General features: G+C 71.8%; 15 protein-coding genes. 8 read left to right on the top strand and 7 right to left on the bottom strand.

The features are described 5' to 3' along the window. The first annotated feature begins 30 nt into the window (after window positions 1–30). A complete protein-coding gene (locus SPOPO_RS0124280) occupies window positions 31–756 on the top strand; it encodes a Clp protease N-terminal domain-containing protein (protein ID WP_019877767.1) in 726 nt (241 codons plus the stop codon). Window positions 757–908: 152 nt separating this feature from the next. Beyond that, entirely contained in the window at window positions 909–1796 is an 888-nt protein-coding gene (locus SPOPO_RS33270) for a hypothetical protein (RefSeq protein WP_019877768.1), read from the top strand. Window positions 1797–1859: 63 nt separating this feature from the next. Here the strand turns inward: SPOPO_RS33270 and SPOPO_RS0124290 are convergent, their stop codons facing one another. Beyond that, on the bottom strand, window positions 1860–4076 hold the full coding sequence (locus SPOPO_RS0124290) for an MMPL family transporter (RefSeq protein ID WP_051098703.1): 2217 nt from the start codon (window positions 4074–4076) through the stop codon (window positions 1860–1862). 204 nt (window positions 4077–4280) lie between these two features. On the opposite strand from SPOPO_RS0124290, the gene SPOPO_RS0124295 reads away from it, so the two are divergent. Together SPOPO_RS0124295 and SPOPO_RS0124300 are read left to right on the top strand one after the other, a co-directional pair. Next, on the top strand, window positions 4281–5561 hold the full coding sequence (locus SPOPO_RS0124295; RefSeq protein WP_019877771.1) for a sensor histidine kinase: 1281 nt from the start codon (window positions 4281–4283) through the stop codon (window positions 5559–5561). Between the two features lie 13 nt (window positions 5562–5574). Next, window positions 5575–6222 carry a response regulator gene (locus SPOPO_RS0124300; RefSeq protein WP_019877772.1) on the top strand — a complete coding sequence of 216 codons (648 nt, stop codon included), beginning with the start codon at window positions 5575–5577 and terminating at the stop codon, window positions 6220–6222. Here the strand turns inward: SPOPO_RS0124300 and SPOPO_RS33275 are convergent. Together SPOPO_RS33275 and SPOPO_RS0124310 are read right to left on the bottom strand one after the other, a co-directional pair. After that, the gene (locus SPOPO_RS33275) at window positions 6204–7454 is read right to left on the bottom strand and encodes an MFS transporter (RefSeq protein WP_019877773.1); all 1251 of its coding nucleotides are present in this window, start codon (window positions 7452–7454) and stop codon (window positions 6204–6206) included. The two genes, SPOPO_RS0124300 and SPOPO_RS33275, sit on opposite strands and share 19 nt — an antisense overlap. Then, window positions 7451–10459 carry a bifunctional [glutamine synthetase] adenylyltransferase/[glutamine synthetase]-adenylyl-L-tyrosine phosphorylase gene (locus SPOPO_RS0124310; protein WP_033385181.1) on the bottom strand — a complete coding sequence of 1003 codons (3009 nt, stop codon included), beginning with the start codon at window positions 10457–10459 and terminating at the stop codon, window positions 7451–7453. The genes SPOPO_RS33275 and SPOPO_RS0124310 overlap by 4 nt, the downstream gene beginning before the upstream one ends. Before the next feature lie 43 nt (window positions 10460–10502). Here SPOPO_RS0124310 and SPOPO_RS0124315 point away from each other — a divergent pair, with 43 nt between their 5' ends. Further along, the gene (locus SPOPO_RS0124315) at window positions 10503–11012 is read left to right on the top strand and encodes a PadR family transcriptional regulator (protein ID WP_019877775.1); all 510 of its coding nucleotides are present in this window, start codon (window positions 10503–10505) and stop codon (window positions 11010–11012) included. Window positions 11013–11306: 294 nt separating this feature from the next. On the opposite strand, the gene glnA is transcribed toward SPOPO_RS0124315, so the two are convergent. Further along, complete coding sequence (glnA, locus tag SPOPO_RS0124320) at window positions 11307–12644, bottom strand: type I glutamate--ammonia ligase (protein WP_019877777.1); 1338 nt, start codon at window positions 12642–12644, stop codon at window positions 11307–11309. Window positions 12645–12746: 102 nt separating this feature from the next. Here glnA and SPOPO_RS0124325 point away from each other — a divergent pair, with 102 nt between their 5' ends. Further along, a complete protein-coding gene (locus SPOPO_RS0124325) occupies window positions 12747–13694 on the top strand; it encodes a hypothetical protein (protein ID WP_156870203.1) in 948 nt (315 codons plus the stop codon). A gap of 18 nt (window positions 13695–13712) precedes the next feature. On the opposite strand, the gene SPOPO_RS0124330 is transcribed toward SPOPO_RS0124325, so the two are convergent. Beyond that, on the bottom strand, window positions 13713–13919 hold the full coding sequence (locus tag SPOPO_RS0124330) for a hypothetical protein (protein ID WP_019877780.1): 207 nt from the start codon (window positions 13917–13919) through the stop codon (window positions 13713–13715). A 111-nt stretch (window positions 13920–14030) separates the two neighbouring features. Here SPOPO_RS0124330 and SPOPO_RS0124335 point away from each other — a divergent pair, with 111 nt between their 5' ends. Continuing rightward, complete coding sequence (locus SPOPO_RS0124335; RefSeq protein WP_019877781.1) at window positions 14031–15782, top strand: NAD+ synthase; 1752 nt, start codon at window positions 14031–14033, stop codon at window positions 15780–15782. A 5-nt stretch (window positions 15783–15787) separates the two neighbouring features. Here SPOPO_RS0124335 and SPOPO_RS0124340 read toward each other — a convergent pair whose 3' ends face one another. Next, on the bottom strand, window positions 15788–16474 hold the full coding sequence (locus SPOPO_RS0124340; RefSeq protein ID WP_084671515.1) for a Crp/Fnr family transcriptional regulator: 687 nt from the start codon (window positions 16472–16474) through the stop codon (window positions 15788–15790). A gap of 178 nt (window positions 16475–16652) precedes the next feature. Then, window positions 16653–17075 carry a cyclic nucleotide-binding domain-containing protein gene (locus SPOPO_RS31465; RefSeq protein WP_019877783.1) on the bottom strand — a complete coding sequence of 141 codons (423 nt, stop codon included), beginning with the start codon at window positions 17073–17075 and terminating at the stop codon, window positions 16653–16655. Window positions 17076–17299: 224 nt separating this feature from the next. Here SPOPO_RS31465 and panB point away from each other — a divergent pair, with 224 nt between their 5' ends. Then, a complete protein-coding gene (gene panB / locus SPOPO_RS0124350; protein WP_019877784.1) occupies window positions 17300–18199 on the top strand; it encodes a 3-methyl-2-oxobutanoate hydroxymethyltransferase in 900 nt (299 codons plus the stop codon). Window positions 18200–18243 lie beyond the last annotated feature (44 nt).

Here is an 18243-nt window from a genome sequence, read left to right on the forward strand (position 1 = left end):
GCAGCCGTCAACTCGAGGTTGACTCGACATATGACGAAGCCGACGAAGCTCGACCCGCCCGCCCGACTCGACGAACTCATCGACGCGATCAAGCGGGTCCACGAGGACCCGCTGGAGCAATTGACCGACGCGGTGCTGGCGGCGCAGACGCTCAGCGAGACGGCCGACCACCTGATCGGGCACTTTGTGGACCAGGCCCGCCGGTCCGGGGCGTCGTGGACGCAGATCGGCGAGGCCATGGGCGTCTCGAAGCAGGCCGCGCAGAAGCGGTTCGTGCCCAAGGAGCCCGCGACGCCCGCGGACATGGACCCCAACGCCGGATTCGCGAAGTTCACCCCGCGGGCGCGCAACGTCGTGGTCTCCGCGCAGAACGAGGCACACCGGGCCAAGAACACCGAGATCACGACCGCGCACCTGGTCCTGGGCCTGCTGTCCGAGCCGGAGAGCCTGGCGATGATGGCGATGCAGACCTACGGCGCGGACGCCGACGCCGTTCGGGCCGCCGCGACCGCGGTGCTCCCCCCGGGCGCGGAGGAGAGCCCGGCACTGATCCCGTTCGACTCCGAGGCGAAGAAGGCGCTCGAACTGACGTTCCGTGAGGCACTGCGTCTGGGCCACAACTACATCGGGACCGAGCACCTGCTGCTCGCCCTGCTGGAGGGCGAGAACGGCTCCGGCGTGCTGTCCGGGTTGGGCCTGGAGAAGGAACGCATCGAGACCGACCTCGTCGCGATGCTGAACTCGCTGAAGGCCTGACCGCGCCCCGGTACGTCCCGTAATCGACCCGTTCGCCGCCCGTCGCATCACGGATCGGCGACGCCGGTGAACGAAACGCACCCCCGTGGCGTCCTCGTGCCAGGAAGGCGCAAGCGTCAGGATGGGCGCGGCCGTTACGGGAGGGACAAGCGATGAAGCGGATGGTCGCGGCAGCCGGGGTCAGCCTGATGCTGATGCTCGGCGCGTGCGGGGGCGACGACGACAAGGTCGAGGCCGCGAACGACGCCGGCGGGACCAGTGCGCCCGCGGGTGGCGACAGCGCCCAGGACGCGCCGGCGAGCGCGGACGCGATGCCGGGATCGGACACTCCGGAGGAGCCGACGCCCGAGATCGTGAAGCCGCGGCCCGGGATGAAAAACCTGCGGCCGGTCGTCTGGGAGAAGGCGGAGTCGCTCAGCGAGCGCAAGGTCCTCGTCACCTTCTACGGCGGCGTCGAGCCGTGCGACGTGCTCGACTCGGTCAAGGTGAAGTACGGAGCCAAGGACGTCACGATCAGCCTGTTCTCCGGGTCCGACCCGAAGCAGCCCGACGCGGTCTGCATCGAGATCGCGAAGCTCAAGGCCGTCGAGGTCGACCTGACCGAGGACCTGGGGAACCGTCAGATCGCCGACGGCGCACCGGATGCCGACACCAAGAGCGGTAGAACCGACGGCGGCGCCGACCCCGGCCCCGCGCCGGACGCGCCCGCGGGCAAGATGCGCGGGGACGCCCCGGCCATCGCCCTGACGCCGAAGCCCGGCCAGGCGAACGTCCACGCGATCACGTGGGACCGCTACGAGATGCTCGACTCCGACACCGTGCGGATCTACTTCATGACCGGCGTGGAGCCGTGCTCGGTGCTCGACAGCGTGAAGGTGATCTACGCCAAGGAGGTCATCCGCGTCGCGCTGTACTCCGGCAGCGACCCGCGCCAGCCGGACGCGGTGTGCCCGGCGCTCGCCCGGTTCGCCTACACGGACGTGGACCTCAAGGAGAGCGTGAACGACCGCGAGATCGTCGACGACCAGCAGACCGACTGACCCACCCGCAACGACCGAACGGCCCCGCCCGGATCTCCGGCGGGGCCGTTCGTCCGTGCGTCGTCAGTGCGTCAGCGACACCGGCTGGCCGTAGACCGGGTCGAGGACCTCGCCCGGGACCGGGGCGACCGGGCGGACCGGCCGGCGCCGACCCCAGTTGCGGTCACCGAGCAGGGTCATGACGGCCGGTAGCAGGACGATGCGGATCAGCGTCGCGTCGATGGCGACCGCGGCGGCGAGGCCAACGCCCATCTGCTTGAAGTCCATCATCGACAGCGTCGCGAACACCGCGAACACAGCCACCATGATCGCCGCGGCGCTCGTGACCACGCCGGCGGTGCGGGTGATCCCGTGCCGGACGGCGGCGGTGGTGTCCATGCCGTGCTCCACCGCCTCGCGGATCCGCGAGACGACGAAGACGTGGTAGTCGGTCGACAGGCCGAACAGGATCACCAGGGCGAACATCGGGATCCAGGCCTCGATCGCGCCGACGCCCTGCGTCCCGAACAGGCCCGCCCCCCAGCCGTGCTGGAACACCGCGGTCATGACGCCGAACGCCGCGCCCACCGAGAGCAGGTTGAGCACCAGCGAGGTCGCGCCGATCACCCACGAGCGGAACGCGAACGCCATCACCGCGAAGGTGATCAGGCCGAGCCCGAGCAGGACCGGAACCAGCCCCTTGCGCAGCTGGTGGTCGAAGTCCACGCTCGACGCGAGCATCCCGCTGACGTAGGCCTCCGAGCCCTCCCCCAGCGCCGCGGCGCCGAGGGTGTCCGGCACGACCTCGTCCCGGAGTTCGTTCAGTGCGTCCTTGGAGATGTCATCTCCACCGTCGCCGGCGAGCGGGACGTCGATCGTGACGATGCCCTGTTCCTGATGGGTCGTCACCTCGATCGGCTCCCCGAAGCTGTCCGAGCCCGCGACGCGGTCGCGGAACGCGGCCAGGGCCTGGTCCACGCGCGGGTCGGCAGGGTCGGAGACCTTCAGGACCACCTGCGCCGGCAGCGGACCGGTCGGGAACGCGCGGGTGAGCTCGCCGTACGCCACCGCGATCGGCGCACCCGGCGCCTGCTGCTCGACGTCGAGCTGCTCGGTGTTCATCGTGACCGCCGGCAGGGCGAGCAGGACCAGCGCGCCGGCGCCCAGACCGGCCGCCATCCTCGGACGCTCCGTCACCGGCTTCAGAATCGTGCCGACCCAACGCCCGCCGCGACCGCTCGGGGTACGCGCCGGACGCCGCGTCAGCTTGCGCGCCCAGGACCCGGGGCGGCCGGCCTCGACGCGATCGCCGAGCAGGGACAGCACGGCCGGCAGGACCGTGACCGACCCCAGCATCGCGACGCAGACAACGGTGATCGTGGCGGCCGCGAAGCCCTCGAACAGCGAGAGTCCGGTGAGGAACATGCCCGCCATCGCCGCCATGACCGTGACGCCGGAGACCAGGACCGAGTGCCCCGAGGTCTGCGCGGCGATCGCCAGTGCGGTCTCGGGGTTGCGTCCGGCGGCGCGTTCCTCGCGCTCACGGCGCAGGTAGAACATCGCGTAGTCGACACCCACCGCGAGGCCCATCAGCAGCATCACCGACGCCGTGGCGTCGTCCACCGGTACCGCCTGACTGACGACCCCGAGCAGACCCAGCGCCGCGACGAAGGCCGTCACTGCGAGCAGGACGGGGATCACCGCCGCCACCAGGGCGCCGAAGGCGACGAGGAGGATGCCGAGGGCGAGCGGGACCGCCGTCCACTCCGCCTTGGCGAAGTCCTTGGCGATGATCTCGGTGAACCAGCTCTCGACGGTGGCGTCGCCGACGCGGTGCACCTCGAGCTCGGGGTGCGCGGCGGTCACGGCGTCGACGACGTCGAACACCGGCTGCGCGTTCTTCTCCTCGACCGCCGTGTCGTAGTCCCCCGCGAGGTCGAAGCGGACGAGCCCGTCGCGGCCGTCGACGGAGGGCAGGGTCTCGTCGATCGAGGCGACCTGCGCGAGCTCGCGCAGCTTCCCGGTCAGCTCGTCGGCGGCGGCGCGCCAGCCGTCCGGCTCGGCGCTGTGCAGGAGAACGAGTTCGGAGGCCGGGTTCTCGATGCCGGACTCGGCGAGGATGCGGTCGGCCCGGGCGGAGTCGCCCGCGCCGATCTCGTGGTCGGCGAGTTCCTTCTGCCCGACCATGCCGCCGAGCACGGTGGCGAACACGACGAACAACAGCCAGCCGGCAATGGCTGACTTGCGGTGGCGGGCGCTCCAGCCACCCAGGCGGGCGGCGACGCCCCCGTGCGTCTTCATCTCGCGGATCCCTTCGCTGACGACCCCTGACGGTCCGTCCGGAACCGCCGTCATCGATGCTCGGGAAATTCGCTGCTCGCCCCCAGCCGTCCACCACCCGTATCCGTGGGAGCAAGGTCCCGCCGGAGGGTGTAGGTAGGTACACCCCGGAATCCGGGTGTCGGGGCCAGTGCTTCGCACCGCGCGGGGCACGATGCTGGAGTCATGTCGCAGCCCACCACCGCCGAGCCGACGGCGGCCGACTTCGCCCGTCGCGGGGGCCTCGCCACCCTGCGGCTGCTCGCCCTCGCGGTGGTGGCGCCGCCGGTCGCACTGGTGCTGTTCGCGCTCACCGTGGTGTCGCTGGCGCTGATCCCCGCCCTGGGTATCGGGCTCTTCGTCGTCCCGTGGGTCGCCGCGCTGAACCGCTCGGTCACCGACTTCCTGCGGCGCCTGGGACCGACCTGGTTCGGCGGCACGATCGACCGGCCCTACAAGCCGGCGCCGATCCTCGGCGGCCCGATACGCAAGGCGGGCTGGGTGCTCGGCGACCCGGCGACGTGGCGGGACCTGCTCTGGCTGCTGTGGACGGCGACGCTCGGCTTCGCGCTGGTGCTGCTGCCCGTCGCCCTCGTGGGCCAAGGCATCTACGGCTGGGTGCTCACCGCCGGGGTGTGGCGTCCGATCTACGAAAACACCGGCGGCGAGTGGTACGCCTTCATCAAGGTCACCAGCTGGTCCCGCGCGTTCGGCGCCGGTCTGCTGGGCACGTCCTTCGTCCTGCTCGGCCTGACGCTCGCGCCGTACGTGCTGCGCCTGTCCGGCGCGATCACCCGCAGTCTGCTCGCCCCGACGAAGGAGCAGGCGCTGCGCCGGGTGAGTGAACTGACCGAGACGCGGAGCACGGCCGTCGACGTCTCCGCCGCCGAGATCCGGCGCATCGAGCGCGACCTCCACGACGGCGCCCAGGCCCGGCTCGTCGCGATGGGGATGAGCCTCGGGGCCGCCGAGCACCTGATGGACTCCGACCCCGAACGCGCCAAGGCGATGATCGCCGAGGCCCGCACGGCGTCGGTCGCGGCACTCAACGAGCTCCGCGACCTGGTGCGGGGAATCCTGCCCCCGGTCCTCGCCGAACGCGGTCTGGGCGACGCCGTCCGCGCGCTGGCGCTCGCCTCCCCCGCGCCGACGGAGGTCACCGTCACGCTGCCGACCCGGCTGCCCGACCCGGTCGAGTCCGCGGCGTACTTCGCGGTCTCGGAGGCGCTGACCAACGCGATCAAGCACGCCCGCGCGAGCCGCATCTGGATCGACCTGCGCCACGACGGCCAGACGCTGCGCATCACCGTCGGCGACGACGGCCGGGGCGGCGCCGACCCCACCCGCGGGACCGGCCTCGCCGGCGTCGCGAAGCGGCTGTCGACCTTCGACGGACGGATCGACGTCGCGAGCCCGACCGGCGGTCCGACGATCGTCACGATGGAGGTTCCCGCCGGCGCCCGGTAGTTAGGGTGAGCGGATGCGGGTCGTGCTGGCGGAGGATCTCTTCCTGCTGCGTGACGGCCTGATCCGGCTGCTCGAGGCGTACGGGTTCACGATCGCGGCGGCGGTCGACAACGGCCCGGACCTCGTGACCGCCCTGCGCGAGGAGAAGCCCGACGTCGCGGTCGTCGACGTCCGCCTCCCGCCGACGCTCACCGACGAGGGCCTCCAGGCCGCGCTCGAGGCCCGGCGGCACACGCCGGGTCTGCCGATCCTCGTGCTGTCCCAGCACGTCGAGCAGCTCTACGCGCGCGAACTGCTGGCCGACGGGAACGGCGGGATCGGCTACCTGCTCAAGGACCGGGTGCTCGACGCCGACCAGTTCGTCGACGCGGTGCGCCGCGTCGCCGAGGGCGGGACCGCGATGGACCCGCAGGTCATCGCCGCACTCCTCGCCCGCCCCGCCCGGCAGACCCCGCTGGGCGAACTGACGCCCCGTGAGCACGAGGTGCTCGGGCTGATGGCCGAGGGCCGTTCGAACGCCGCGATCGCCGCCAAGCTCGTCGTCACCGAACGCGCCGTCGCCAAGCACACGGCCAACATCTTCGCCAAGCTGAACCTGCCACCGAGCGACGACGACAACCGCCGCGTCCTCGCGGTGCTGGCCTACCTCGACGGTTCCTGACTCGGCGACTCCTGGGTCGCGGGCGCGGGGTCCAGGACCGCGTCCAGTTCGCGGCCCGGCCACGCGAGATGGGCGGCGAGGAGGACGAACAGGCCGAGCGTCCCGGCGGCGAAGACCGAGTCGGCGGGGGTGAACACGTCGGCGGCCCAACCGGCGAGCACGAACGAGATCGCGATCGCGGCGTTGAACCCGGCGGCGGCGAGCCCGCCGACCGCGCCGCGGCGCTCGGGCGGGGTCAGCAGCGTCACGACGACCATGATCGGCAGCAGGAACGCCTGGCAGATGCCGGCCGCGAACCACAGCGCCATCGTCGGGTACACGCCGAGGTCGAGGCCGGACAACAGCAGCGGGACGCAGCCGGCGGCGAGCAGCGGCCGGATCATCCGGACGGCCACGATCGGCGGGTAGCGCGCGATCAGCCAGGCACCGAGCGCCGCGCCCGCGGGCAGCGACGCGATCAGCGCGCCGCCCATCCGTTCGGAGTCGTGCTCGACGGCGTACGCGAGCGCCACCGCCTCGGGTGCGATCAGCACCCCGCCGGCCGCCCAGCCGAGAGCGATGAACACGCGGCGGACCGGATCGGCCAGGACCGCCCGGACGGCCACGCGGACGTCCGGCCCGCGCGGCGCCCCGGCGAGCGCGGCCGGTCGGTGCCGGACGCCGACAGTCAGGATGAACGCCGACACCAGATAGCTGACCACGTCGAGCCACAACGCCAGCTGCGCCGACGCCCCGTACGCGACGAGACCGCCGAGGGCGAGGCCCACGGTCTGGTTCAGCTGGAACAGCGTGCGGGAGATACCGGACCCGGCGTGGAAGTCGGCGGGATCGGTCAGGACGTCGGGCACCAGCGCCGCGCGCGCGGCGTCGAAGGGCGCGCTGAAGAGTTCGGCGAACAGCAGCAGGCCGGTGAGCAGCCACAGCGGTGCCTCGGTGGCGACGCACAGCGCGAGCACCGCGACGACGACGGCCCGCGCGAGGTCGCACCAGATCATCAGCGCCCGGCGCGGCAGCCGGTCCGCCAGCGGCCCGAGGGCGACGGACCCGACGATGCCGGGCAGGTAGCTGACCATGAAGGCCAGCGCCGAGTACAGCGCGCTGCCCGACCGTTCCAGCACGATGCCCGCGACGGCGACGCGAGCGAACTGGTCACCGATCTCCCCGGTGACCTGCGCCGCGATCAGGGAACGGAACTCGGCCTGCCGCCAAGGCCGTCCCCGGCCGTCACTCACCCGTAGAACACCCGCTCCACGACCGTGCGCGCGTGGCGCGTGACCCGGCGGTAGTCGTCGAGCATCCGGCCGGTCTCGTCGACGGGATACCCGAGGATGCGCGCGATCGAGGACTGCTCCCGGCCGCCGGTCGGCGGGCTGTCCGCCGGGCGGCCCCGGACGAGCATGATCGCGTTCCGGATGCGGGTCGCGAGCTTCCACGCCGTCGCCAGCTCGGTCATGTCCGCCGCGGTGATCAGGTCGTGATCGCGGGCCACCTCGAGCGTCGCGAGGGTCCGGGTCGTGCGCAGACCCTCGATCTTCGCCCCGTGCTGCAGCTGCAGGAGCTGCGCGACCCACTCGACGTCCGCGAGCCCGCCGCGGCCGAGCTTGGTGTGGATCGACGGGTCGGCGCCGCGCGGCAACCGCTCGGACTCGACGCGCGCCTTGATCCGGCGGATCTCGCGGACCTGATCCTCGGTCAGACCTCCTACGGGGTACCGCAACGGATTGATCAGCGCCGTGAAGCGCTCACCGAGCTCCGGGTCACCGGCGACGAACTCCGCCCGCAGCAGCGCCTGGGCCTCCCAGTCGCTCGACCAGCGCGAGTAGTACTGCTCGTAGGACTGCAGCGACCGCACGAGCGGGCCGTTGCGCCCCTCCGGCCGCAGGTCGGTGTCGACCTCGAGCGGCGGCTCGGGCGCCTGCATCTGCATCAGCCGGCGGAGTTCGTTGGCGATCGCGTGCGCCGCGTCGGTCGCCGGCTTGTCCTCGACGAACGGCATCGGCTCGTGCACGAACATGACGTCCGCGTCGCTGGCGTAACTCATCTCGTGCCCACCGAGCCGACCCATCGCGATGACCGCCATGCGCACTACGGGGTCGCCGTCCCCCACCACCGACCGCGTGGCCGCGGCGAGCCCGCCCGCCAGCGTCGCGGCGACGACGTCGCTGAGCGCCTCGCAGACGTCGGTGACATCGATCAGGCCGAGGGCGTCGGCGGCGGCGATCCGGAACTGCTCGCGCCGGCGGATGCCGCGCGCCGCGATCGCGGCCGCCTCGGCGTTCTGTGCCCGCGCCACCGCCGCGTTCACCTCGGTCAGCAGCGCGGCGCGGTCGCGGGGCCGCAGGTCGGTGTCGTCGGCCAGCATCTGGATCGCCTCGGGCGCGCGCTGCAGCAGTTCCGCGGCGAAGCGCGAGCTGGCGAGCAGGTGCGCGAGCCGCTCGGCGGCCATGCCCTCGTCCCGCAGCAGCCGGAGATACCAGGGCGTCTCGCCGAGGGCGTCCGAGACCTGACGGAACGACAGCAGACCCGCGTCGGGATCGGGCGCGTCGGCGAACCAGCCGAGCATCGCGGGCAGGAGCTGCCGCTGGATCGACGCCCGCCGGCTCAGGCCGGACGTCAACGCCTCCAGGTGCCGCAGCGCGCCGGCCGGGTCGGCGTAGCCGAGGGCGGACAGGCGCGCCCGCGCCGCTTCGGTCGTCAAGCGGGTCTCGGCCTCCGAGACGCGGGACACGGCCATCAGCAGCGGCCGGTAGAAGAGCTTCTCGTGCAGGCGGCGGACCTCGTGGGCGTGCTTGCGCCAGGTCTCGGTGAGCTCCGCCTTCGGGTCGCCCTTGAGACCCATCGCCCGGCCGAGGCGGCGCATGTCCGCGTCGCCGTCGGGCAGCACGTGCGTCCGCCAGAGCTTGTAGAGCTGGATGCGGTGCTCGAGGGTGCGCAGGAACCGGTAGGCATCGTCGAGGCGCGCCGCATCCTCGCGACCGACGTAGCCGCCCTGCGAGAGCGCGGCCAGCGCCGAGAGCGTCGTCCCGCTGTGCAGGGTGTCGTCGCCGCGGCCGTGCACCATCTGCAGCAGCTGCACGGCGAACTCGACGTCGCGCAGACCGCCAGGGCCGAGCTTGATCTGCCGCTCCGCCTCGGCGGGGGTGAGCGTCGCCTCGACCCGCTTGCGCATCGCCTGGACGTCGGCGACGAAGTTCTCGCGGTTCGCGGCCTTCCAGACCAGCGGCCCGACCGCCTCCATGTACGCCTTGCCGAGCGCGCGGTCCCCGGCCACCGGGCGCGCCTTGAGCAGCGCCTGGAACTCCCAGGTCTTCGCCCAGCGCTCGTAGTAGGCGACGTGGCTGGCGAGCGTGCGGACCAGCGGGCCCTGCTTGCCCTCGGGCCGCAGCGCGGCGTCGACGGGCCAGATCGTGCCCTCGGCCGTCGAGGCGGAGCAGGCCTTCATCATCGCAGAGGCCAGCTGCGTCGCCGTTCGCATCGCTGACGCCTCGTCAGGTTCGCCCTGACCCTCGACCTCGCGAGCTTCGGCCACGAACACGACGTCGACGTCACTGACGTAGTTGAGCTCGCGCCCGCCGCACTTGCCCATGCCGATCACGGTGAGCCGACAGCGCGGCGCATCCTCGGGCAGGCCGGCGCGGGCGATCGCGAGCGCGGCCTCGAGGGTCGCGCCGGCGAGATCCGCGAGCTCGGCCGAGACCTCCTCGAGCCCGGACCCGCCGGTCAGGTCGCGCGCGGCGAGGCGGAGCAGCCAGCGGCGGTACGCGACCCGGAGCCGGTCGTAGGTCGTCTCCCCCGCGTCGTCGGCGACGGGCTCGGCCTCGTCCGGGTTCGCCCCGACGGCCTCGAGCATCGCGGCGCGCAGGTAGTACGGGGTGTCCGGTGACCCGGCGTCCTTCTCCAGCAGCCGCCAGTCCTCGGGGTGGCGGAGCAGGAACTCGCCGAGGGCCTGCGAGGCGCCGAGGACGGCGATCAGGCGCCGCCGGAAGACCTCGGAACGTTCGAGCGCCGCGCGCAGCTCCTTGGCGTCCGTGACCTCGGCGAGGGCCGTCAGCGTGGCCAGCGCCAGGTCGGGGTCACCGGCGTCCGCGAACGCGGCGAGCCGGTCGGGACGGGACGCCAGATCCAGGCCGGGCAGCGCCATCTGCCGCAGCGCCTGCTCGCGGTCCTGGAAGCCCATCCGGGCCAGCAGCGCCTCGGTCGTGGCCGTTCGGGAACGGAACGGATCTGGCGCGCTCACGGGGATCAACTTAGTGCGGCCCCGTCGATGAAATGCTGGAGCCGTGGAGTTGCAGGTTCACGCTCGCGTCGTCCTCGGCGTCCTGTGCGTCGAAGGGCCGGCGCACGGCTTCGCCCTCGCGCGCATGCTCTCGCCGGAGGCCGAGCTCGGTCGCGCCTGGTCGGTGTCGCGGCCGCAGGTGTACCGGGCGATCGAGCAGCTCGCCGACGCCGGCTTCGCGAAGGCGGGCGAGGTCGAGACCGGCTCCCGCGGCCCGGGCCGCACCCCGTTCCAGGTCACCCCGGCCGGCTCCGCCGCCGCCCGCGAGTGGCTCGACCAGCCCGTCGACCATCTCCGCGACGCCCGCTCCGAGCTGCTGATCAAGCTCATGCTCCGCGAGCGGATGGGCCTGCCCCGCTCCCCGTTCATCGACGAGCAGTACCAGGTCTTCGCCGACCTCACCGACGCCCTGAGCAAGCGTTCCGACGCCGACCGCGACGACCTCGTCGCCATCTGGCGCGCCGAGATGGCTCGCGGCGTCCTGTCCGCGATCCAGCGCCTCCGCCGCCCCTGATGTCAAGAAAGGGTGACACCCCTTACTGCGCAGTAAGGGGTGTCACCCTTTCTTGACATCGGCGGCAGCGTCCAGGCACGGCGCGGTGTCCAGGCACGGCGCGGTGTCCAGGCACGGCGCGGTGTCCAGGCACGGCGCAGGCCCTGGAGGAATCCGCCCGATTCCCTCTCAGGGCCTGCGTGAAGGTGCCGCGCCGTCGGCGTAGTTCATGTCGTAGTTGCACTGTAACTTCCGATTAGTCACAGTGCAACTACGACTTTTTGTGGTCCGCGCTACAGATTCGCTGCCGGGTCGCTACAGGACGGGCAGGTACCGGTCGAGCTCGAACGGGGTGACCTGCATCCGGTACTCCTCCCACTCGCGCCGCTTGTTGCGGAGGAAGAAGTCGAAGACGTGCTCCCCGAGGGTCTCGGCGGCGAGCTCGCTGCGCTCCATGAGGGCGATGGCCTCGGCGAGGTTCTGGGGCAGCGGGTCGATGCCGAGCGCGCGACGCTCGGAGGCCGAGAGCGACCAGACGTCGTCCTCGGCGCCCGGCGGGAGCTCGTAGCCCTCGTCGATGCCCTTGAGGCCGGCGGCCAGGAGGAGGGCGTAGGCGAGGTAGGGGTTGCAGGCGGAGTCGATCGAGCGGACCTCGACGCGGGTGGACTGGCCCTTGGTCGGCTTGTACATCGGCACGCGGACCAGCGCGGAGCGGTTGTTGTGGCCCCAGCAGATGTAGGACGGGGCCTCGCCGCCGCCCCAGAGGCGCTTGTAGGAGTTCACCCACTGGTTGGTGACCGCGGTGATCTCGGCGGAGTGCTTGAGCAGGCCGGCGATGAACGCCCGGCCGACCTTCGAGAGCTGGTACTCGGCGCCGGCCTCGTAGAAGGCGTTGCGGTCGCCCTCGAACAGCGACAGGTGGGTGTGCATGGCCGAGCCGGGGTGCTCGGTGAAGGGCTTCGGCATGAACGAGGCGAAGACACCCTGCTCGAGACCGACCTCCTTCATGACCATGCGGAACGTCATGATGTTGTCGGCGGTGGAGAGCGCGTCGGCGTAGCGGAGGTCGATCTCCTGCTGGCCGGGGCCGCCCTCGTGATGGCTGTACTCGACCGAGATCCCCATCGACTCCAGCATCGTGATGGCGTGCCGACGGAAGTCGTGCCCGGCGCCGTGGATGGTGTGGTCGAAGTAGCCGCCGTGGTCGATCGGCGAGGGACGCTCACCGGTCGCCGGGTGCTTGTCGAACAGGTAGAACTCGATCTCGGGGTGCGTGTAGAAGGTGAAGCCCAGGTCGCTGGCCTTCGCGAGCGTCCGCTTGAGGACGTACCGCGGGTCGGCGAAGCTCGGCGTCCCGTCGGTCTGGAGGATGTCGCAGAACATGCGGGCGGTCCCGGGCGCCTCCGCCCGCCACGGCAGCACCTGGAAGGTGGCCGGGTCCGGCTTGGCGAGCATGTCGGACTCGTGGACGCGGGCGAAGCCCTCGATCGCGGAGCCGTCGAAGCCGATGCCCTCGGCGAAGGCCGCCTCGAGTTCCGCCGGGGCGATCGCCACCGACTTCAGGAAGCCGAGGACGTCCGTGAACCACAGTCGGACGAAGCGCAGGTCGCGCTCCTCAAGGGTGCGCAACACGAATTCGGTCTGCTTGTCCATACGCGCCATTCTCACGGATAACACCTGTCGGGGTGCAGCCTGTCCGGCTGGTGTTTCGTCGCGGTTACGGACCGGACTCACCGGGGTGGCACGCTGGGGGAAGTGACCATGGGCACGGAGACGACACGCCGGACGCACCGGCGCCGCTACCTGGCCGTGGGCGCGACGGCCGTGGTGGGCTTCGTCGCGCTCGGCCTCGCGCTGCCCGACAACACTCCGGACCCCCGGCTGATGCCCGATCCGGCCGACCGCACCGAGGCTCCGCTGACCGACCCGCTGCAGGCCACGGCCCCGTGGCGGGACTTTCCGGTGGGCGCCGCCGTCCGGCCGCTCCTGGTCCTGGACCCGGTGACGATCCCGATCGCGCTGCGCTCCGACCCGGACCGGCTACGCGGCCGCTGGGTCCTGCCCGACCGCCTGACGACCACCCCGCCGCGCCTGGACGGCTTCGGCGTCACGTCCGCCGAGGAGGCGGTCGCGACGCTGCGCCGCGCCCTGGCCGGCACGTTCCGCGACGAGCAGCTCCGGACGGCCGACGAGACCGCCGAGCCGGCGACGATCAGCGCGATCCGGCTGACGCGCCGGACGTTCGACACCGACCGGGGGCGGCGCACGCTCCCGGCCTGGGCGATCACGTTCGGGCCGCGCATGGTCGCGCCGGCGATCGTGCTGGCGGTCGACGAGGACGGCCTCTACCGGTCGCCGGTGCCGACCGACGCCGAGGGTGACGTGACGCTGAGCCCGGACGGGCTCCGGCTCACCTACTCATTCCTCGGCGCGGCCTCCGGGCAGGGGAACTGCCGCGCCGACTACACGCCGGTGTTCCTCGAGACCGCGACCGCCGTCGCGATCGGGGCCGTCGAGCACCGCAAGGGACACAACCGGCAGGCGAACTGCCGGATGTCGTCGTACCGCCGGTCGGTGTCGGTCACGCTCACGGCGCCGTTGCACAACCGCGTCGTGGTGACGTACTCCTACGGCGCGCCGCTGTCCGTCCGGCCGGACGGCACCTACCGCTGGTACCGCCCGGCGACGGGCAACGGCCGCTAGATCGACCTCCTCGGAGGCCTACTCCGCGAGCTTGGCGATCGCCTGCGCCCACGTGAAGTACTTGTTCGTGCCGAGGTCGGCGATCGTAGAGATGTTGAACGCCTCCTTGAGGTGCTGCGCGTCGCTCTCGCTGACGCCCTGCAGGGCCGCGACCGGAGCCTTCGCCAGTTCCGCGATGCTCATGCCCTCGTAGGCCTTGTCCACCTTGCTCGCGATGTCGCCCATCGGATCTCCCACCGTCCGTCCGACCTCGCGACGCCGGACCGCGCCGCCCGTTCACCCTTCCGCAGAACGCCGTCGGCGGGCAACCACGAGACGCCGCCTACGCTGAATCGCATGCCCCAGCTTCGTCTCGCGCTGTGCCAGGTCAACGCCACCGTCGGCGCCATCGCCGCCAACACCGATCTCGTGCTCGCGCGGGCGCAGGAGGCCGCCGCCGCCGGCGCGCACCTCGTCGCGTTCCCCGAGATGGTGCTGACGGGGTATCCGGTGGAGGACCTCGCGCTGCGGCGGTCGTTCCAGCGCGCGTCCCGCGAGGCGCTCGAGGGACTCGCGCGGCGACTGGCCGACGAAGGCCTGGGCGAGGTCGCGGTCGTCGTCGGGTACCTCGACATCGACGAGCAGGCCCGGCCGAAGCTCGGCCGCCCGGCCGGGTCGCCGGAGAACGCGCTCGCGGTGCTGCACGGCGGTCGCGTCGTGATCCGGTCGGCGAAGCACCACCTGCCGAACTACGGCGTGTTCGACGAGTTCCGCTACTTCGTGCCGGGCAACGTCCTGCCGGTCGTGCGACTGCACGGCATCGACGTCGCGTTCGCGATCTGCGAGGACCTCTGGCAGGACGGCGGCCCGGTCGCCGCCGCGCGCGGAGCGAACGTCGGGCTGCTCGTCGTTCTCAACGGCTCGCCGTACGAGCTGAACAAGGACGACACGCGCCTCGAACTCTGTGCCCGCCGGGCCGCCGAGGCGAAGGCGACGCTGGCCTACGTCAACCTCGTCGGCGGCCAGGACGAACTGGTCTTCGACGGTGACTCGCTCGTGGTCTCCCCCACCGGCCAGACCCTCGCGCGGGCCCCGCAGTTCGACGAGGCCGTCCTCGTCGTCGACCTCGACCTGCCCGCGGCCACCGATCCGGTGGACCTCGGCGCCGGCGACGTCACCGTCGAGCGCGTTGTCGTCTCCGCGGACCCGTTGCCGGAGTGGGAGGTTCACGAGATCGCGGTCGGTCCGCGCCTCGCCTCCGAGGCCGAGGTCTACGCGGCGCTCGTGACGGGGCTGCGCGACTACGTCCGCAAGAACGGATTCCGTTCGGTGACGCTCGGCCTGTCGGGCGGTATCGACTCGGCGCTGGTCGCGGCGATCGCGTGCGACGCCGTCGGAGCGGCCAACGTCCACGGCGTCTCGATGCCGTCGGCGTACTCGTCCGAGCACTCGCGCTCCGACGCCGACGACCTCGCCGCCCGCACCGGGTGCCAGTTCCGCACGGTGCCGATCGCGCCGATGGTCGACGCGTTCCAGGACGGCCTGAAGCTCTCCGGTCTCGCCGAGGAGAACCTGCAGGCGCGCGTTCGCGGTGTGACGCTGATGGGCCTGTCGAACGCCGAGGGGCATCTCGTGCTCGCGACCGGCAACAAGAGCGAGCTCGCCACCGGGTACTCGACCATCTACGGCGACGCGGTCGGTGGCTTCGCGCCGCTCAAGGACGTCCCGAAGACGATGGTGTGGAAGCTCTCGGAGTGGCGCAACGCCGAGGCCGAGCGGCGCGGTGAGACGCCGCCGATCCCGCCGAACTCCATCACCAAGCCGCCGTCGGCAGAACTGAGGCCCGGTCAGCTCGACACGGACTCACTGCCCGACTACGTCGTCCTCGACGACCTCCTCGACGACTACATCGAGCAGGACGCCTCCGCGGCGGACCTCGTCGCCGCGGGCTTCGACCAGGAACTGGTCGAGAAGATCCTGCGCCTGGTCGACATCGCCGAGTACAAGCGGCGCCAGTACCCGCCGGGCACGAAGATCTCGCTGCGCGCCTTCGGCCGCGACCGCCGGCTCCCGATCACCAACGGCTGGCGCGAGCGCGTCCCCGATTAGTTGCGTCAGTGCGTGGCGCGGCGGCGCAGACGCTCGATGTCGTGGACGGTGATGTCCGGGCCGCGGTTGGAGATCCAGCCCATGCTGCGGAGCTGACGCAGTGCCTTGACGACGGCCTCGCGGGAGAGGCCGGTCCAGGCGGCGAGGTCGGCCTGGCTCAGCGGTGAGTGGATGACGGTGGTGGTGCCGTCGAGGTAGCCGTAGCGGTCGGCGAGCTCGGCCAGGCGCGCGCACACGCGACCCATCGCGTCGCCGGCGCCGAACTCGAGCTGGTGGCGGACCTGTGCGCGCAGGCGGCCGATGGTGTCGAGCAGCAGGGCCTCGCGTACCGCGGGGTGCGTGTCGAGAAATTCGCGGAACGCCTCGGCGGGCAGTGTCAGCACCTCGACGTCGGTGAGGGCGGTGACGGTGGCGGCGCGGGTCTTGCCGTCGATGACGGACCACTCGCCGATCAGTTCGCCGGGGCCGTAGATGTCGAGCACGACGTCGCGGCCCTCGGTGGAGCCCACGACGACCTTGAGCTCACCGGCCAGGACGACGACCGCCTCGTGCGCGACGTCGCCTTCGAGGAACAGGATGGCGCCCGCGGGGTAGCCACGGCGGGTGCCGATCGCGGCGAGGGCAGCGGCGCGCTCCGGGCCGATCCGATCGAGGAAGCCCTCGGTCGGCGCCGGGGCGGTCAAGGTCGTCACTCCTCCATTGTGGGCACGCCGAACTGCCCGGACCCTACTGAATCCGGGCAGCTCGGTGTGAGATTCCGCGCCCGCCCGCGCGGAACCGTCCCCCGATGTGAGCGAGCCCGCGCGACCCTGCGGCGCAGCTCACGTCCCGGGTGCGGTGTGGGTCACGCACCCGGACATTGTCGGTGCGTCAGGCGGCGGCGGTGAGGTCCTTCTTGCGGGCGCCGAGCGTGGAGAAGATGCGGCTACGGACCGCAGGAACGGCTTCCAGCAGCGAGGCGAGCTCGAGCGGGCTGATCACGAGGACGGAGACCTGCGAGGTGGCCGTGACGGTCGCCACGCGGGGCTTGCCGTCGAGCAGGGACATCTCGCCGAACACGGCGCCGGGGCGAAGGACGGCGAGAGCCTGGTCCTCCACACACACGGCCACCGAACCCTCGACGAGCACGAAGGCCTCGCGGCCGCGCTCGCCGCGGCGGCACAGGACGCTGCCCTCGGGCAGGGTCACCTGGGTGCTGAGCGAGGCGATCTTGGCCAGCTGCCTGCGGTCCAGGCCGGCGAAGATCTCGAGGTCGGCAATTGCGTCGATCCGGGCGTCGCGCTTGGGAAACACGGGTACTCCTTAGGCGGGAACTGCGGACCTCCCTCAAGGGTTCGGCCCGGGTGCCGGAACGGGATGCCGCCCGGCGCCAGAATCAGCTTCCGCCAAAGCACGAGAAGCGGCTGCGCACCTGGGCCCGCCTGCGTGGGTATTTGTACTCATCGCGCCCGGTTACCCTGAGAGAGTCCGGGGACCTCACCGGGAGGCCTCGAGGCACCCCTTCCAAGGAGTCGACGATGACCTCCGCACCAACCCCCGATCGATCTGACGCCCCGTCGGGCACGACCCGCGAGTCGGCGACCGTCGCTGAGACCGCCCCCGTCTACGGCAATCTCCCGCCGGCGAAACGCGTCCGCGTGCCCGCCCTGCACGCGATGAAGGAACGCGGCGAACGCTGGCCCATGCTCACCGCGTACGACATGTACACGGCCGAGATCTTCGACGCGGCCGGGATTCCCGTGCTGCTGATCGGCGACAGCGCCGCGAACAACGTCTACGGCTACGAGACGACTGTTCCGGTGACCGTCGACGAGCTCCTCCCCCTGTGCCGGTCGGTGGTCGCCGCCAGCAAGCGGGCGCTGATCGTCGGTGACCTGCCCTTCGGGTCCTACCAGGTCTCGCCCCAGCAGGCGCTGGAGACGGCGATCCGGTTCATGAAGGAGGGCAACGTCCACGCCGTGAAACTGGAGGGCGGCGTCCGCGTCGCGCCCCAGATTCGGGCGATCGTCGACGCCGGCGTGCCCGTGATGGGCCACATCGGTTTCACGCCGCAGAGCGAGCACGGCCTCGGCGGCTACCGCGTCCAGGGCCGGGGTTCGGCGGCGGAGCAGGTGCTCGCCGACGCCCACGCCGTCCAGGAGGCGGGCGCGTTCGCGGTCGTCCTGGAGATGGTCCCGGCCGAGGTGTCGAAGCAGATCACGGCCGAACTGCGCATCCCGACGATCGGGATCGGCGCCGGGCCGGACTGCGACGCCCAGGTGCTGGTCTGGCAGGACATGGTCGGCCTGCGCGAGGGCACGCCGCGCTTCGTCAAGCGGTACGCGGACATGCGCGGGGTGCTCACCGAGGCGGCGAAGGCCTACGCGGCCGACGTCGTCGGCGGGACGTTCCCGACCCACGAGCACAGCTACCACTGACGCGAGCCCAGTCGACACCAGCGTTGACGAGCTGTTCAACGCTG

This window comes from Sporichthya polymorpha DSM 43042 (assembly GCF_000384115.1).
In the GTDB taxonomy this organism is placed as follows: Bacteria; Actinomycetota; Actinomycetes; order Sporichthyales; family Sporichthyaceae; genus Sporichthya; species Sporichthya polymorpha.

Coding starts and splice junctions, on each gene's coding strand:
- SPOPO_RS0124300 (WP_019877772.1), top strand. CDS start 5,575: ATGCGGGTCGTGCTGGCGGAGGATCTCTTCCTGCTGCGTGACGGCCTG.
- SPOPO_RS33270 (WP_019877768.1), top strand. CDS start 909: ATGAAGCGGATGGTCGCGGCAGCCGGGGTCAGCCTGATGCTGATGCTC.
- SPOPO_RS0124295 (WP_019877771.1), top strand. CDS start 4,281: ATGTCGCAGCCCACCACCGCCGAGCCGACGGCGGCCGACTTCGCCCGT.
- SPOPO_RS0124290 (WP_051098703.1), bottom strand. CDS start 4,076: ATGAAGACGCACGGGGGCGTCGCCGCCCGCCTGGGTGGCTGGAGCGCC.
- SPOPO_RS0124330 (WP_019877780.1), bottom strand. CDS start 13,919: ATGGGCGACATCGCGAGCAAGGTGGACAAGGCCTACGAGGGCATGAGC.
- panB (WP_019877784.1), top strand. CDS start 17,300: ATGACCTCCGCACCAACCCCCGATCGATCTGACGCCCCGTCGGGCACG.
- SPOPO_RS0124335 (WP_019877781.1), top strand. CDS start 14,031: ATGCCCCAGCTTCGTCTCGCGCTGTGCCAGGTCAACGCCACCGTCGGC.
- glnA (WP_019877777.1), bottom strand. CDS start 12,644: ATGGACAAGCAGACCGAATTCGTGTTGCGCACCCTTGAGGAGCGCGAC.
- SPOPO_RS0124280 (WP_019877767.1), top strand. CDS start 31: ATGACGAAGCCGACGAAGCTCGACCCGCCCGCCCGACTCGACGAACTC.